This is a genomic window from Corynebacterium sp. HMSC14B06, assembly GCF_001807075.1.
GTDB classification, from domain to species: domain Bacteria; phylum Actinomycetota; class Actinomycetes; order Mycobacteriales; family Mycobacteriaceae; genus Corynebacterium; species Corynebacterium jeikeium_D.
Genome location: NZ_KV787382.1, coordinates 1 through 14,213, shown reverse-complemented (window position 1 = coordinate 14,213; position 14,213 = coordinate 1). Strand labels below are relative to the sequence as shown.

The 14,213-nt window shown below is 59.3% G+C and carries 13 protein-coding genes, 1 pseudogene and 1 riboswitch; of the genes and pseudogenes, 6 read left to right on the top strand and 8 right to left on the bottom strand.

All coding sequences use genetic code 11. The features are described 5' to 3' along the window. A pseudogene (locus tag HMPREF3130_RS11425) lies at positions 1 to 242 on the top strand (IS110 family transposase); the annotation flags it as partial. A gap of 152 nt (positions 243 to 394) precedes the next feature. On the opposite strand, the gene HMPREF3130_RS07280 reads toward HMPREF3130_RS11425, so the two are convergent. Both HMPREF3130_RS07280 and HMPREF3130_RS07275 read right to left on the bottom strand, forming a co-directional pair. Further along, positions 395 to 664: a hypothetical protein gene (locus tag HMPREF3130_RS07280; protein WP_088611626.1), complete on the bottom strand. Its 270-nt coding sequence runs from the start codon at positions 662 to 664 to the stop codon at positions 395 to 397. Between the two features lie 75 nt (positions 665 to 739). Next, a complete protein-coding gene (locus tag HMPREF3130_RS07275; RefSeq protein WP_016423222.1) occupies positions 740 to 2,191 on the bottom strand; it encodes a glyceraldehyde-3-phosphate dehydrogenase in 1,452 nt (483 codons plus the stop codon). Positions 2,192 to 2,373: 182 nt separating this feature from the next. On the opposite strand from HMPREF3130_RS07275, the gene HMPREF3130_RS07270 reads away from it, so the two are divergent. The 3 genes from HMPREF3130_RS07270 to HMPREF3130_RS07260 all read left to right on the top strand — a co-directional run bounded on the left by HMPREF3130_RS07270 (position 2,374) and on the right by HMPREF3130_RS07260 (position 6,737). Further along, positions 2,374 to 3,267 carry a Cof-type HAD-IIB family hydrolase gene (locus HMPREF3130_RS07270; protein WP_070429653.1) on the top strand — a complete coding sequence of 298 codons (894 nt, stop codon included), beginning with the start codon at positions 2,374 to 2,376 and terminating at the stop codon, positions 3,265 to 3,267. Positions 3,268 to 3,365: 98 nt separating this feature from the next. Beyond that, on the top strand, positions 3,366 to 5,012 hold the full coding sequence (locus HMPREF3130_RS07265) for a peptide chain release factor 3 (protein WP_070429652.1): 1,647 nt from the start codon (positions 3,366 to 3,368) through the stop codon (positions 5,010 to 5,012). Positions 5,013 to 5,036: 24 nt separating this feature from the next. Then, positions 5,037 to 6,737: an FUSC family protein gene (locus HMPREF3130_RS07260; protein ID WP_070429651.1), complete on the top strand. Its 1,701-nt coding sequence runs from the start codon at positions 5,037 to 5,039 to the stop codon at positions 6,735 to 6,737. Here HMPREF3130_RS07260 and HMPREF3130_RS07255 read toward each other — a convergent pair. Continuing rightward, the gene (locus tag HMPREF3130_RS07255) at positions 6,734 to 7,393 is read right to left on the bottom strand and encodes a hypothetical protein (protein ID WP_016423226.1); all 660 of its coding nucleotides are present in this window, start codon (positions 7,391 to 7,393) and stop codon (positions 6,734 to 6,736) included. The two genes, HMPREF3130_RS07260 and HMPREF3130_RS07255, sit on opposite strands and share 4 nt — an antisense overlap. Positions 7,394 to 7,403: 10 nt before the next feature. Next, positions 7,404 to 8,114, bottom strand: a complete 711-nt coding sequence (pnuC, locus tag HMPREF3130_RS07250) for a nicotinamide riboside transporter PnuC (RefSeq protein WP_224783741.1) — start codon at positions 8,112 to 8,114, stop codon at positions 7,404 to 7,406. Positions 8,115 to 8,133: 19 nt separating this feature from the next. Beyond that, a riboswitch (FMN riboswitch) is annotated at positions 8,134 to 8,303 on the bottom strand. Positions 8,304 to 8,412: 109 nt separating this feature from the next. On the opposite strand from pnuC, the gene HMPREF3130_RS07245 reads away from it, so the two are divergent. Then, entirely contained in the window at positions 8,413 to 9,207 is a 795-nt protein-coding gene (locus tag HMPREF3130_RS07245; protein ID WP_065421705.1) for a YwiC-like family protein, read from the top strand. A gap of 51 nt (positions 9,208 to 9,258) precedes the next feature. Continuing rightward, positions 9,259 to 10,215, top strand: coding sequence for a MinD/ParA family ATP-binding protein (locus tag HMPREF3130_RS07240; RefSeq protein ID WP_224433563.1), 957 nt, complete (start codon positions 9,259 to 9,261; stop codon positions 10,213 to 10,215). 11 nt (positions 10,216 to 10,226) lie between these two features. Here HMPREF3130_RS07240 and HMPREF3130_RS07235 read toward each other — a convergent pair whose 3' ends face one another. The 4 genes from HMPREF3130_RS07235 to ftsE all read right to left on the bottom strand — a co-directional run bounded on the left by HMPREF3130_RS07235 (position 10,227) and on the right by ftsE (position 14,084). Then, positions 10,227 to 11,354 carry a 3-hydroxyisobutyryl-CoA hydrolase gene (locus tag HMPREF3130_RS07235; protein ID WP_049192840.1) on the bottom strand — a complete coding sequence of 376 codons (1,128 nt, stop codon included), beginning with the start codon at positions 11,352 to 11,354 and terminating at the stop codon, positions 10,227 to 10,229. 100 nt (positions 11,355 to 11,454) lie between these two features. Then, the gene (gene ppk2, locus HMPREF3130_RS07230) at positions 11,455 to 12,360 is read right to left on the bottom strand and encodes a polyphosphate kinase 2 (RefSeq protein WP_049172194.1); all 906 of its coding nucleotides are present in this window, start codon (positions 12,358 to 12,360) and stop codon (positions 11,455 to 11,457) included. Positions 12,361 to 12,443: 83 nt separating this feature from the next. Beyond that, on the bottom strand, positions 12,444 to 13,346 hold the full coding sequence (ftsX, locus tag HMPREF3130_RS07225) for a permease-like cell division protein FtsX (protein WP_016423232.1): 903 nt from the start codon (positions 13,344 to 13,346) through the stop codon (positions 12,444 to 12,446). 48 nt (positions 13,347 to 13,394) lie between these two features. Then, positions 13,395 to 14,084, bottom strand: a complete 690-nt coding sequence (gene ftsE / locus HMPREF3130_RS07220) for a cell division ATP-binding protein FtsE (protein ID WP_048759837.1) — start codon at positions 14,082 to 14,084, stop codon at positions 13,395 to 13,397. Between the last annotated feature and the right edge of the window lie 129 nt (positions 14,085 to 14,213).

The following is a 14,213-nucleotide window of genomic DNA, read 5'->3' as shown; positions in this document are numbered from 1 at the left end:
AGTTTCCCACCAGGGCCGGCAATAAACAGTTGAAAAACGCGATGTTTCGATCGGCGTGGATCGCGTCGCACTGCCATCCCGCATCGCGCGACTACTACCTGCGTAAACGGGCTGAAGGACAGAAGCACAATGCCGCGGTGATATGGCTTGCCCGGAGCCGCTGCAACGACATCTATGCCCTGTTGACTCGGCGTGAGTTCTTCCGAGAAATCCCTGCTAGAACCATCGCCACGGCTGCGTAGACCGCTGCGCTGATCACCGCCGGCCCGCACGATGCGGCCCGGCGATCAGTCATGGCTACACCCCTCCCATACGATGTACGTGAAAGTCCCGCCTGACTATTGACAATCCACATAGGGCCCCACGCGGATCGGGACCGAGTGGCGGCCGTCACCTAGACGCCGAACAGGGCCACTTCCGCCGAGCCGTATTCGACGATCCCGAAATCACTTTCCCGGATCTTCATCCCCCGCCGGTGCTCGATGTCGCCGGAGGCCCGGAACTGGAGGCCGAAAACCAGATCCTCGTCGCCCAGTTCCGGCAGGTTCACAATCCTCACCAACTCGAACGGCTCATACGCGGAATCCAGGTCGTCGTCGATGGACAGGAAAATCTCTCCGCCCCCCGTCCGGCACGTCGACGAGCGCCTCGAAGCCCTCCCCATCGCCTCAACCCCCGTGGTTTAGGAGGGGGAAGAGGGCGTTCGAGGGCTCAACAGCTCAAGCCCAGGACCGCCGACTTACAGCTCGTCGATGTGCTTGCGCTTCGGGTAGACGCGAGGACGAGCGCCTGCGATCTCCTCAGCAATGCGGATGACCTGGTTGGAGTAACCGAACTCGTTGTCGTACCAGACGTAGAGCACCAGGTGCTTACCGTTGGCGATGGTAGCCAGACCATCGACGATGCCAGCATGGGTGGAGCCGACGAAGTCGGTGGAAACCACTTCTGGGGAGTGGATGTAGTCAATCTGCTGGCGCAGGACGGACTTGAGGGAAACCTCACGCAGGTAGTTGTTGACCTCGTCGCGGTCGACCTCAGTGTCCAGGGTCAGGTTCAGCACCGCCATGGAAACGTCCGGGGTGGGAACGCGGATGGCGTTACCGGTCAGCTTGCCCTCGAACTCCGGCAGAGCCTTGGCGACGGCCTTTGCGGCACCGGTCTCGGTGAGAACCATGTTCAGGGTGGCTGCGCGGCCACGGCGAGAACCCTTGTGGAAGTTGTCGATCAAGTTCTGGTCGTTGGTGAAGGAGTGAACAGTCTCGACGTGACCGAACTCGACACCCCACTTGTCATTGACGACCTTCAGCACCGGGGTGATGCCGTTGGTAGTACACGAGGCTGCCGACAAAATGTTGTCAGATTCCTCGATGATGTTGTGGTTGATTCCGTAGACGATGTTCTTCACATCGCCCTTGCCCGGCGCGGTAAGAAGAACCTTGGAAACACCCTTGGACTGAAGGTGCTGCGACAGTCCCTCGCGGTCGCGCCAACGACCGGTGTTGTCAATGACAATCGCATCGTTAATGTCGTAGGCGGTGTAGTCAACAGTTGCCGGGTCATTGGAGTAAATGACCTGAATCGGGGTGCCATTTGCCCAAATAATGTTGTTTTCGCGGTCAACCGAGATGGTGCCGTCGAATGCACCGTGGACGGAGTCACGGCGCAGCAGCGAAGCACGCTTGACGATGTCGTCCTCACCATTCTGGCGAACCACAATTGCGCGCAAGCGCGGGCCGTTGAACAGTGCCTCGCGAGCCAGCAGAATGCGAGCCAGCAGGCGGCCGATGCGGCCGAAACCGTAGAGGACAATGTCGGTCTTCGGAGTTTGTGTCCCGGCACCGATGACGTCAGCAAGCTCACGCTCGAGGAATGCGCGCAGCTCGCCGCCTTCCTCTTCGAAGCTGGTAGCCAGGGCACCCAGGTCGATGGAGGCGGTGCCGAGATCCATCTTCACCAGTTCCTGCAGGATCGGCAGGGTCTGGCTCAAGGGCAGCTCCTGCGAGGTGATGCGACGGGCGTAGCGGTGCGACTTAATGATGCCGGTCTCGGTAACGTTTTCCAGTCGGCGGCCGAAGATTGAAGTCACGACATCGTTGTTGCGACGCAGTTGCCCCAGGAGGGGGATCATCTGCTCTGCAAGGCTGATGCGCTCATTCCAGTCATTGCGCTTGATGGGGGCCGAATCCGACATAAATCCTCCTGGCTTAAATGAATATGAGTTCCCCTCAAAATACCCCGCACACGCTATTCACCGGCTATCGCCCTCAACTGGGTACCCCGTATTGTGGCCCAGCTTTCACCCAATCGGGGGAGACGCTGGGAGGCGACCTGAGGAAGAAAAGTGAACCCTACTTACCCGTTAGAATTAAAGCCATGACGGAACCCCTGGATATCCAGCAGCAATCTCCCGCCCAGCCGCCATACCGCCTTGTAGTCACGGATATGGACGGGACTCTATTAAATGAAGACAAGGAAATCCCGGATTCCTTTTGGCCGGTAGTCACCGAACTGCTCGACCGCGGTGTCCACTTCGCTCCCGCATCGGGCCGCCAGTACGCCACTCTGGCCGACCAGTTCGCCCCCATTGCACACCGCATCCCAATCATTGCGGAAAACGGCAACTATGTCGCGGATGCGGGCGAGGTGGTCTCGGTTACCAGTATCGACCACGACATCGTCACCCAGTTGGTACACGCGATCCGCCAGTTCAACGACAACCGCGTGGCAGCGGGGCGCACTCCTCTATCGGTTATCATCTGCGGCGCTGCCAGCGCATACGTGGAGTTTTTCCCGCCGCATTTCAATATTCCGGAGGAAGTTCAGCAGCTGCAATTCAACGAGGCCGCCAAGTACTATTTGAAGCTGCAGAAGGTCGATGATGTCATCGCCGCCGCCGCCGAGGACGGCATCGTCAAAATTGCCGCCTTTGATCCTTACTCCGTCGAAGACGAATCCGCCGATTACTTGCGTTCCCAGAGCCCGCACCTGCGCGCGGTAGTCTCCGGTGCACATTGGGTCGACCTCATCGACGCCAACACCAACAAGGGCACGGCACTCGCCGCCCTGCAGGAGGCCCTAGGTATCTCTCCTGCCGAAACTGTCTGCTTCGTTGACTACCTGAATGATCTCGAGCTCATCGACCACGCAGGCCGTTCGTTTGCCATGTCCAACGGTCACCCGGAAATCAAACGCCGCGCCACCGACATCGCACCGTCGAACGCGGAGGAAGGCGTCATCACGACGCTGCGCGAGCTGTTCAACCTCTAACTGCAATTGACCCCTTACCCCACTGGAGCGGTAAGTTAGAAAGGTTGAACCCGATTCCCTTATTCCGATTTTCTTTTTAAGGAAAGCGTAGTTTCCCTGTGACCACTCTCGCCGAAGAAGCCGCACGCCGCCGCACATTCGCCGTCATCGCACACCCGGATGCCGGTAAGTCCACGCTCACCGAGGCGCTGGCGCTGCATGCTCATGTCATTAACGAGGCCGGTGCTGTCCACGGCAAGGCCGGCCGTAAGTCGACTGTGTCCGACTGGATGGACATGGAGAAGGATCGCGGCATCTCGATTGCCTCTTCCGCGCTGCAGTTCGAGTACCAGCCAGAGGGGCACGACGGCGAGCCGTACATGATCAATCTCGTCGATACGCCTGGTCACGCTGATTTCTCCGAGGACACCTACCGTGTGCTCACCGCTGTCGACGCCGCTGTCATGCTTGTCGACGGTGCCAAGGGTCTCGAGCCTCAGACGTTGAAGCTGTTCCGGGTTTGTAAGTCCAACGGAATTCCCATCGTCACCGTCATCAACAAGTGGGACCGCCCGGGTAAGGCTCCCCTGGAATTGATGGATGAGATTGTCGCGGAGATTGGACTGCAACCGACTCCGCTGTACTGGCCAGTTGGTGAGGCCGGCGACTTCCGCGGTCTGCTGGAGCGTGGTGAGGACGGCGAAGCCAAGCAGTTCATCGGCTTCGAGCGCACTGCCGGTGGCGCCACTATTGCCGCTGAGCGTCACCTCACCCCAGATGAGGCCGCCGCAGAGCAGGGCGACGCCTGGGAGACGGCAGCCGAGGAGTCCGAGCTGCTCTCCGCCGATAGCGCTGACCACGACCAGGAGATGTACCTCGCTGGCGATACCTCTCCGGTGATTTTCGCCTCCGCCATGCTGAACTGGGGTGTCCACCAGATCCTGGACACTCTCTGCGAGCTGGCTCCGGCACCTGGTGCCCGCGAGTCCGACCCGGCTGCCGTTGCCGCTGCGGCGGCTGGCGGCCAGGGGGCTATCGTCGAAAAGCGCGAGCCGACGGATGATTTTTCGGGCGTCGTGTTCAAGGTGCAGGCGGGTATGGATACGCACCACCGCGACAAGCTGGCATTCATGCGCGTTGTCTCTGGCGAGTTTGACCGCGGCATGCAGGTCACGCATGCGCAGTCGGGACGTAGTTTCTCCACAAAGTATGCTTTGACCGTTTTCGGCCGGACACGTTCGACCGTGGAGACGGCTTACCCGGGCGACATTGTCGGCCTGGTCAATGCGGGTTCACTGGCGCCGGGTGACACGATCTACGAGGGCCGCAAGGTTCAATTCAAGCCGATGCCGCAGTTCGCGCCCGAGCACTTCCGCACTCTGCGCGCCAAGAGCCTGGGCAAGTACAAGCAGTTCCGCAAAGCTGTCGATCAGCTCGATGCCGAGGGCGTGGTGCAGATTCTGCGCAACGATGCCCGCGGCGATGCCGCCCCGGTGATGGCCGCGGTCGGCCCGATGCAGTTCGAGGTCATGATGGCACGCATGGAAAACGAGTACAACGTCGAGACCATCGCCGAGCCCATCCCCTACTCCGTCGCCCGCCGCACGGACGAAGAGACCGCGACTGAGCTGGCAAAGCAGCGCGGCGTGGAGATCTTCACGCGTTCCGACGGCGCCCTCATCGCCCTCTTCGGCGACAAGTGGAAGCTGTCCTTCATTGAGAAGGAGCACCCGGAGTTCACGCTCGAGACGCTGGTCGCGGACTAGAGTTTTAAGGAGATTTCACCAACATTGAGCCAAACGGTTGAGCTTCCTCCACAACCAAGTGCATGGCAACTTTTTACTGCCTTCCACTCCCGTGCACAGAGATGGCCAGGCGCCCTCCGCGCAGCACTCGCGCTATTCCTGCCGGGTGCCGTGGCACTTCTCACCGGACACGGCTCGGAAATGCTCCTTATCGCCGCTGGTGGGTGCGTGGTCATCTATGGCGAAGGCCACCCCTACCGCAGTCGTCTGCGCGTGATGGCCATCGCCGGGCTATGCCTGATCGCCGGAGTTATGTCCGGCAGTTTTGTCGGATCAGTGGTCCACAGTGAGATCGCTTCCGGCGGCAGCAATCTATGGCTGCTGCTCATCGCACTTTTTACCACGGCGTTGGCCACCATCGGCGCTTTTATTCAAAACGCACTGCGCCTGCCACCGCCGGGTTCATTCTTCATTGTGATGGTCTCCGGCGGCACAACAATGGTCGCCCGCCTTGGCTTCAACCCGGTGGAAACCGCCATGTGGGCTACCGTTGGTGTGCTTTCCGCGATAGTCATCGGAATGGCACCGCGGCTGTGGAATCCGCACGGCCCCGAGATGGCAGCTGTCGAATCCCTTGAATCAGCCATCGATGCGATGGAAAAGTCAGACTCGACATCGTTCGCCGTTCATCACCAGGCGCAAACTGCACTGACCGACGCATGGGAATCGCTTGCCGACGCAGGCATCATCCGTGGCAGCAAAATCGTCAAGCCCTCCCACACGGAACTGGTCAACCGTGTCATTGCTGCTCATCAGCGTCTGATTGCTATCCGCACACGCTTGGGCGTGCACGGCAGCGCTGTGGACATCGTGGACACGCCTAACCTCTTCGACGAGACGCAGACAACCATTCCACTCGCGCGACCAAGCGTGAGTTACCGGATCTTCCGCTCTTTCGATCGCTATTCCCATGCGTCGATGACTGCGGCAAAGGTTGCTATTACCGGTGGCTTAGCTGGTCTCATTAGCGTGCTTGTCGGTCTCGACCGGCCTGACTGGGCGGTGGTCAGCGCATTGATGACTCTGCAGTGGGGTCCCGACCGCACCGCTGGTTCGATCCGAGGGATTCACCGCATGGTCGGCTCGATTATCGGCATTTTCCTCTATGCGCTGCTCTTTTCCTTTGGCCTGGACAGCTGGACGCTACTTATCGCGCTTGCAGCCTGCCAATTCGGCGCGGAGGTTCTCGTGGTGAAAAACTATGCGCTGACGACAATCGTCACCACTCCATTGGCGCTGCTGCTGGGCGGAAACGTCGCTGGCGAACTCGCACCGATTGTGACCGATCGTGTCTTGGAAGTCGGTATCGCCTGCGCGCTGGCTCTCGCTGTCCTGCACTTCTGGCCAACCGAGAGCATTGAAAAGCACTACCTGCGTCATATTCCGCGCTGCTATCGACAGATGGGCGCTCTTCTCGGCGCGCTGCTAACCGGTACTCCGAATCAGGCGCTCGATATTCGTCGAGATCTCCAGTACGAGCTGCTCAGTGAGCGCCAGGCCATCTCGTCTTTGGCCACCAACGACCCCGAAATCGCCACTCCACACTGGGATGGGCATCGTCGCATTCGCACAGCTGGCTATTTGTTGCTGGACTACTGTCGCACGCATCCGGATATCCGCCCCTCTCACGAGGAGATTTCCAAGCTCGCTGAGGTAGTCCAGGCAGCTAAAGCTGAGGAGCGCTAGTCCTCCGGCAGCGGGGGCTCCTTGCGCAGGTCGCGGGCTGTTGCCCGCCGTACCTCGCGCGGTTCCTCCTCCGAGCCCCGCGAACGGAACTTAGCCGCGATGTCCTTCAGCGAAGACGACAGCGGCGGCAGCTTCTCCAGCGCGTCACGGCCCGCGTCCCACGCGTCGGTAGCAATATTTTCCGCTTTCCGACGGAACTTGCGGACCTTCTCCTCACGCTGCCGCTTAGTCTCTGCCGCGTCATTTTGCCGCTCGCGCTCGCGTTCAAAGGCTGCGACATCGCGGGCCTCCGCGTCGGAAAGCCTCTTCGAGGCGTGTGCCGCGGCGTCCCACGACTCCTCCAGCGATTCCGCGAGGTGCAACATGGCATCGATGCGCTTTTCAACTTCGCGCAACTTCTCGCGGTAGCCCCGCTGAATGTCATAGCGGCGCATGATGCGGCGGGCACGAGTGGCCTCATTGCGCCAGGTGATGATTGCGCCCTCAGAAATCGACTCATCGACGACGAAACGCATCGTCCACGGGTCGACATCAGCGCTGGCCAGATTGTTGCGTACCCGCTCCTCGCGGTCGAGGACGTCCTGCACGAGACTGCGGGCACGCTCTTCGGCTTGATGGGCGCGGTTGGTACGGGAGTTATCTGGTCGGAAGCTCACCTGGACTATCCTACCGCTCGGCTGCTGCCAAAGCCGGTACTTGGTCGGTCGCGGAGCTCTTCTGCTGGTCATTGTCGCTCTGGTGCTCGAGGCGAACCCAGGAGACAAAGCCCCAAATAACGAAGCATCCGTAGAAGAGGTACAGCGCCGCCGACGGGTAGTAGCCACCCTTGAGCAGCAACGGCACTCCCACGGCATCAACGGCAATCCAAATTAGCCAGAATTCGTTCCACCCGCGGGCCATACCCCAGGTCGCCAACATCGAACCGACGAAAATCCAGGCATCGGCCCATGGCCCCCACGAGCCCAGCATCTCAAAGATATTGGCACAAATCACAGTGGCGAAGATAGCCACGGTAATCATCCCAATGCGTTCCGATGCCGTCGCCCACCGAGGCTCAATTGCGACCTCGTCACCGCTCTGATTGCGGCTCTTGACCCAGCTGAACCATCCGTAGAGACTGACGACGATAAACATGACCTGACGCCCCGCCTGGCCATAGAGATCAAGATTTTGCGGCGTGTGGAAAACTCCGCCGAGGAAGACGGTAAACAGCAAGGCATTTCCGATAATGCCGACCGGCCAAGCCCATACCTTCCGTTTCATACCTAGGAAGGCACACGCCAGGCCAAAGAGGTTACCGACAATTTCTCGAATCAAGATTGGTGCTCCCGCCACACTGAGCTGTGCAGTGAGGAAACCCACCAAAAAATCCGACACGTATTCCACGAATTATTCAACTCCTTCTCTTTCATCCGGACTATGACCGTCGGTTTCGGATTCCAACCGAAATCTGCTTGTCCCCTACCTGACGACCCTTCTGGCCACAGGTAGGGCGCTCGTGGACTTGTCTGCGTCAGCCGCAGCATCACCACCGGTGAGGAATTTCACCTCGCCCTGAGAATGCGAGTTCAACGTTAGCACTGTCGCCTTGCGCGCATGTGCATTTTATTCAATGAGGTTTCAATATGAGGTTCTAATACAGCCTCGACATAATTACGCATCTACAATGCGTAGTATGAGCCAAAAGCCCCGCCAACCACGTCCTCCCCGCCCCGCCCGCCGCTCCCATCACAAGCGCTCCGCTGGCTGGGTTCCGGACCAGCACGGCGCCTGGTTCATGGTCACCATTCCCCCGCTGACCGCTCTCGCCCTCACCCCCACAGGGACAGGCCTTGCCGTCACCGCGACCTGGCTGCTCGGCTACTTCGCATTCTTCGCCGTGAGCGTCTGGCTCCGCTCTCGTCGCCAACGCCGCCACCTCGCACCCGCCGCCACATACACCGCGCTCACTGCCGTCGCCGGCTGCATCACACTGCTTGCCGACGTTTCCCTCCTCACCTGGGTCGCCCTCATTGCCCCTCTTGCCGCTATCGCTATTTGGGAGACCTACCGCCGCCGACCGCGCTCACTTCTCTCTGGTGTCTCCACCGTTCTGGCCGCTAGCCTCATGGTGCCTATCATCGCCGGACCAACCCCGAAAGCTTGGGCAATTGCGGCTATCTACGCTGGATATTTCGTCGGCACCGTGCCCTATGTAAAAACTATGATTCGCAAGCGCGGCAACCGCCAGTGGCTCATTGGCTCGGTCACGTATCACGTTCTCATTACCGCCGTGGCCATCATCGGGTGGCTCCTCCTCCACGACCGGAACCTCATCAGCATCGGTGTGCCCATCGTCGCAATTGGGCTTCTCATCAGGTCTTTTGCCATGCCAATCTCCGGCGCTCGCCGCGCTCGGCCGTGGACTCCGAAACAGGTCGGAATTCTCGATGCCTTCTTTGGAGTCGCCGTCGTTCTGGCTGCGTGGTAAAAACGACGGCGGGGACATACTTTGGGGATTTTTGGGGAGGGGATGAAGTCTATGACTTCCACCAAACACGCAGTCAATCACGCAGTTTCCGTCTCAGACTTGGCCGCTAGCCTGAACTCGCGGCAGGCACCACAGTCGGGCTGGCGCAGCTGGGTTCATAAGGCCACCTGGGGCGCAATTTCACCGCGGGAATCATCGTCGGCACGCAAGCAACGCGAGCTGATAGAGCGGGTGCGACAGCCTATCTACGGTGACTACAACATCGCTGTTATCAGCGTGAAGGGCGGCGTTGGCAAGACGTCGACAACCATGTGCCTGGGCGCCACGCTTGCAAGCCTGCGCAGTGACCGAATCGTCGCGATCGACGCGAATCCGGACTTTGGCACCCTCGGCGCACGCGTCACCGCAGCCAATCCCGCATCTATTCGCGATCTGCTCCGAGCCCCGGATACGGACAAATACGCGCAGGTCCGTACATATACATCGCACACGCCATCGCGGCTGGAGGTTGTCGGCAGCGACCAAAATCCGACATCGACGATCGCGCTTTCCGACGGCGAATACTGCGCGGCCCTCGACATCCTTCGACGGCATTACAACGTGAGCCTGACTGACTGCGGTACCGGCCTGACGCAGCCCATCTCCGCTTCGATTCTGTCTGCGGCCAATTGTCTGGTGCTGGTCACCACGCCTGCACTGGACGGCGTGAAAAGCGCCTGGACGACATTGGACTGGCTTTCAGCGCACGGCTTCGAACGGTTGGTTTCTACCACTGTCGTGGTGGTCAACGAGCTAAATAAACAGGGACTGTCCACAGAGACCGTGCACGAGTTATTTGCCCAGCGCTGCCGTGCAGTGCAGGTCATCCCCTACGATCCGCATATCGCGAATGGTGCCAATATCGAGCTGGACAATCTCCAGCCCGCCACCACCCAGAGTTATCTCGAATTGGCGGCCATGATTGCCGATGATTTCGCGCCGACGACTGGCCGCCACAGCTTTGTCTAACGCATAGCCAGCTAACGAAGGTGCTGTCGAATCTCTTCGACATCAACTTCCTGCACGGTAGCGGGCTTAAAGGCGGCGTCGCGGTCCTTGTCCACCAAAACCGCCCGCACGCCTTCGGCAAAATTGGGGTGCTGACGCATGTAAGCGCCAAGCCTCATTTCCCGGTCTAGCGCCTCCTGCAAGGTGACCTCGTGGGCCGAGTTAGCCGCATAGAGTTCCACGGCCGCTACGAGACTTTCCGGGTTGGCGGGTGCCAGCAGGTCGCGAAAAGTCTCCACTGTTGACGATGCACAGGAGCCCGCCTCAGCGGCTTCGTTGAGAGCTCGCTCAATCTCCGCCCAGGTATCAGCCCCAAAGCAAGCCTCAATGCAGTCGCTCCACTCGGCCAACTGCGGATCCCCGAGCAGATCACGAGCCTCAGCTGAGTCCACATCGAGCGCATACTCCGCGAGCGCCGAATCAATTCCATCGCGGTCCAGAGCCGCAACAAACTCGTCCAGCTGCGCGGATGGCACCGCATGTGTCGCCCATCCAGACCACAGCATGTCCGCCGCAGTTAGGCGGTAACCGGTCAGCCCGGTAAACCTCGCGATTGCCGACGAGGGCCCTCCTAACCGCGTGTTCACATGCTGCGAAAAGTGGGTAATTCCAACGTCGGGAATAAAGCCGATTGCCATTTCTGGCATGGAAGCGCTGGCACGCTCGGTCACGATTCGGTGGGAGCCGTGCATGGAAACACCAAGGCCACCGCCCATAGCGATGCCATCAATAATCGCGATATATGGCTTGGACTGCGCGAATTCCGCAATCATCGCGTTCATCTCGTACTCATCCCGGAAAAACTCCTCCCCCTGCTCCGGAACGCCATCGAGCACAGCCTGCCGAACTGCGCGCACATCACCACCGGCACAAAACGCCTTGGGGTGACCGGATGAAACAACAATGTGGTCCACCGAGTCGTCGTCACGCCATGCGCGGAGCCCCTCGACGACCTCGGTGACCATATCCAAATCGAGCGAATTAAGTGCCTTCGGCCTATTCAGCCGAAGGTGACCAGATCGCCCGTGGACTTCTCGCAGCACCTTCGGCTCATCGACCTCGGTGCGTGCAGTGCCAGAACCGTTATCAGTAGCAGTCATGTCACCCAGTGTGACACAGATAACTAACCAGGGAAAGGTTCTGACGGGAAGGTTCTGCTGCGAAGGTTCTGACGACCAGAACCTCACTGAGACTAAGGAGCTACTTCTTCTTGCTCTTCTTGTCCTTTTTGCCCTTCTTGTGCTTCTTGCCCTTCTTATCGGACTTGCCTGCGCCCTTTACGCGGTCAGCCTCGAGATTGGCGGCAACGTCCGGCACATAGCGGAACTCCGTGCGCGGCGGACGCTCGTAGCTTCCCTCCGACTCCGGACGCTCCGGGATTTCCGGAACATCGCGGTGAATGCGCTCGTACGGAATGGTCGTCAACAGGTGGTTGATGACATTGATACGCGAACGCTTCTTATCCTCAGACTCAACCGTGAACCACGGTGCGGACGGGATATCGGTGTGGATGAACATCTCATCCTTTGCACGGGAGTAATCCTCCCAGCGGGTGATGGACTCCAAATCCATCGGCGAGAGCTTCCAGCGGCGCAGCGGATCCTCACGGCGGGACTTGAAGCGGGCAACCTGCTCCTCGTCCGACACAGAGAACCAGTACTTACGCAGGATAATGCCATCTTCGACCAGCAGACGCTCAAAAATCGGCGCCTGATGCAAGAAGCGACGGTACTCCTGGGAGGTGCAGAAGCCCATGACCCGCTCAACGCCGGCACGGTTGTACCAGGAGCGGTCGAAAATCACGATTTCACCAGCAGTCGGCAGCTTTTCGACGTACCGCTGGAAGTACCACTGACCCTGCTCACGGCTAGTTGGGGCCGGCAGAGCCTCAACACGGCAGGTACGGGGGTTCAGGTACTGCGTGATGCGCTTAATGGCCGACCCCTTGCCGGCAGCGTCACGCCCCTCCATCACGATGACAATTCGGGCACCGGTTTCTACTACCCACTGCTGCATTTCGACGAGCTCTGCCTGGAGCTTTTTAAGCTCGGCCTCATAAGCCTTCTTGTCGAGCTTCGGTGGGCGCTGGACGTCGTCATTATTCATAGTCCACAGTTTACCCGGCAGGGCGCGACGACCCTATTCGCCGGGTTTAACCGCGGGGCCTAATAGCTAACCTTTTTGCAACCCTAGTCGCGTGAGTAAAGACGCAGCGTGACCTGCGCAACAAGCCCAGCGAAGACCATGCCAATAACGACCACGATCGGCGCCACCACACCGATATCGCCGTTGGTCAGCGGCGCCAGGAGCTGTGCCTTGTACAGGTTACTCAGCGCCGGATCGATGACCGTCGCCTTGCCCAGGAACAGCGCACCAATGGCCAGCACACCACCAATCAGCGACGCAATCACAGCCTCGAGGACGAACGGCGCCTGCGTGAACCAACGGCTGGCACCGACCATGCGCATAATCTCAACTTCCTTACGACGCGAGAACGCCGCAATCTGCACCATGTTCGCAATCAGGAACACAGCGGCAACGGCCTGCACCGCAGCCAGCAGGAAGGTCGCATTTCGCACCGAATCCAAGTTCTGAGCTGCAGTACCGATCTCTTCATGCTGGTCAGTAACGTGGTCGACCTGTGGCAGCTCCCGAATCGGATCGAGCGGGCTGACATCGGTCGGATCGCTCAAACGCACCATCACGACAGCCGGCAGCGACTCCGGCGTCGCATTTTCCACGAGCACGGGGTCACTGTCCTTGAACATCTCCACGAAGTGGTCAAAGTTTTGCTGACGATTTCGGAAGGTCACCGAATCAATGCCGTCAGCCTCTTCAAGCTTGCCGACGACGTCAGCGCACTCCGGCGAGGAGCAAGTTTGGTCTTCGGCGGAGATTTGTTCATTCAGCTCAATCTGCACTTCTACTCGATCGAGATAGAGATCCTTCGTGCGGCTGGTCTGCTCAGTAACCAGGATGCCCGTCGCAAGCAGCGCCAACGACACCGCAGTCGTAATAATCATGGCGATGGTCATCGTGATGTTTCGGCCCAAGGAGGAGAAAGCCTCACCGAGGACAAAGCGAGTCTTCATAGGTCAGTAATACCTTTCGAATGAGTTCTTCTACCGATGGACTGTCTGCTAATTGTTCAGACCGTAAACACCCGTGGCGTCGTCACGCACGAGACGCCCCAGCTCCAGCTCCAACACGCGGCGACGCATGGAGTCCACGGCATCGTTGTCGTGAGTCGACACGATAACCGTCGTGCCCATGCGATTGATGCGGTCAAGCAAGAGCATGATGTCACCGGAAGTGCTTGGGTCGAGGTTGCCGGTGGGCTCGTCGGCAAGCAAGATGAGCGGGCGGTTGACGAAGGCTCGAGCAATGGCAACGCGCTGCTGTTCACCACCAGACAACTCGTGCGGGTAGCGATTTTCCTTGCCCGAGAGCCCGACCATTTCAAGCGTTTCCGGAACAGCTTTGTCGATTTTCGCCTTCGGCTTGCCAATTACCTGCAATGCGAACGCGACATTTTCGTACACGGTCTTCTTTGGCAGCAGGCGGAAGTCCTGGAAGACGTACCCTACCTTTTGGCGCAATTTCGGGATGTTGCGGCGAGAAATCTTGGTCAGATCCTGGCCTGCGACCGTCAGTTTTCCTGAATCCACTTTCTCTTCACGCACCATTAGGCGCAGGAAGGTCGACTTACCAGAGCCCGACGGTCCAATGAGAAAGACAAACTCACCTTTATCTATGTGGACTGAAACGTCGTCTAGAGCTGGTCGGCTAGAAGTCGAATAGGACTTGGTAACCCCGTCGAAAGTGATCATAGATAGACACTCTAATCACTTAAGCCACTCAAGTCACTCTGGAATGCGTGGAATTGGGCGCTGGAGTAGCGAGGCTGCGGGACCGGGTGGCGTTGCCCCCGTTACCTTGTGAGTGTCCCCGATAATGGG

Excerpts from the sequence above, each read along its gene's own strand:
- HMPREF3130_RS07270 (WP_070429653.1), top strand. The coding sequence starts at position 2,374 with ATGACGGAACCCCTGGATATCCAGCAGCAATCTCCCGCCCAGCCGCCA.
- HMPREF3130_RS07235 (WP_049192840.1), bottom strand. The coding sequence starts at position 11,354 with ATGACTGCTACTGATAACGGTTCTGGCACTGCACGCACCGAGGTCGAT.
- ppk2 (WP_049172194.1), bottom strand. The coding sequence starts at position 12,360 with ATGAATAATGACGACGTCCAGCGCCCACCGAAGCTCGACAAGAAGGCT.
- HMPREF3130_RS07240 (WP_224433563.1), top strand. The coding sequence starts at position 9,259 with ATGACTTCCACCAAACACGCAGTCAATCACGCAGTTTCCGTCTCAGAC.
- ftsE (WP_048759837.1), bottom strand. The coding sequence starts at position 14,084 with ATGATCACTTTCGACGGGGTTACCAAGTCCTATTCGACTTCTAGCCGA.
- HMPREF3130_RS07275 (WP_016423222.1), bottom strand. The coding sequence starts at position 2,191 with ATGTCGGATTCGGCCCCCATCAAGCGCAATGACTGGAATGAGCGCATC.
- HMPREF3130_RS07245 (WP_065421705.1), top strand. The coding sequence starts at position 8,413 with ATGAGCCAAAAGCCCCGCCAACCACGTCCTCCCCGCCCCGCCCGCCGC.
- HMPREF3130_RS07280 (WP_088611626.1), bottom strand. The coding sequence starts at position 664 with ATGGGGAGGGCTTCGAGGCGCTCGTCGACGTGCCGGACGGGGGGCGGA.
- ftsX (WP_016423232.1), bottom strand. The coding sequence starts at position 13,346 with ATGAAGACTCGCTTTGTCCTCGGTGAGGCTTTCTCCTCCTTGGGCCGA.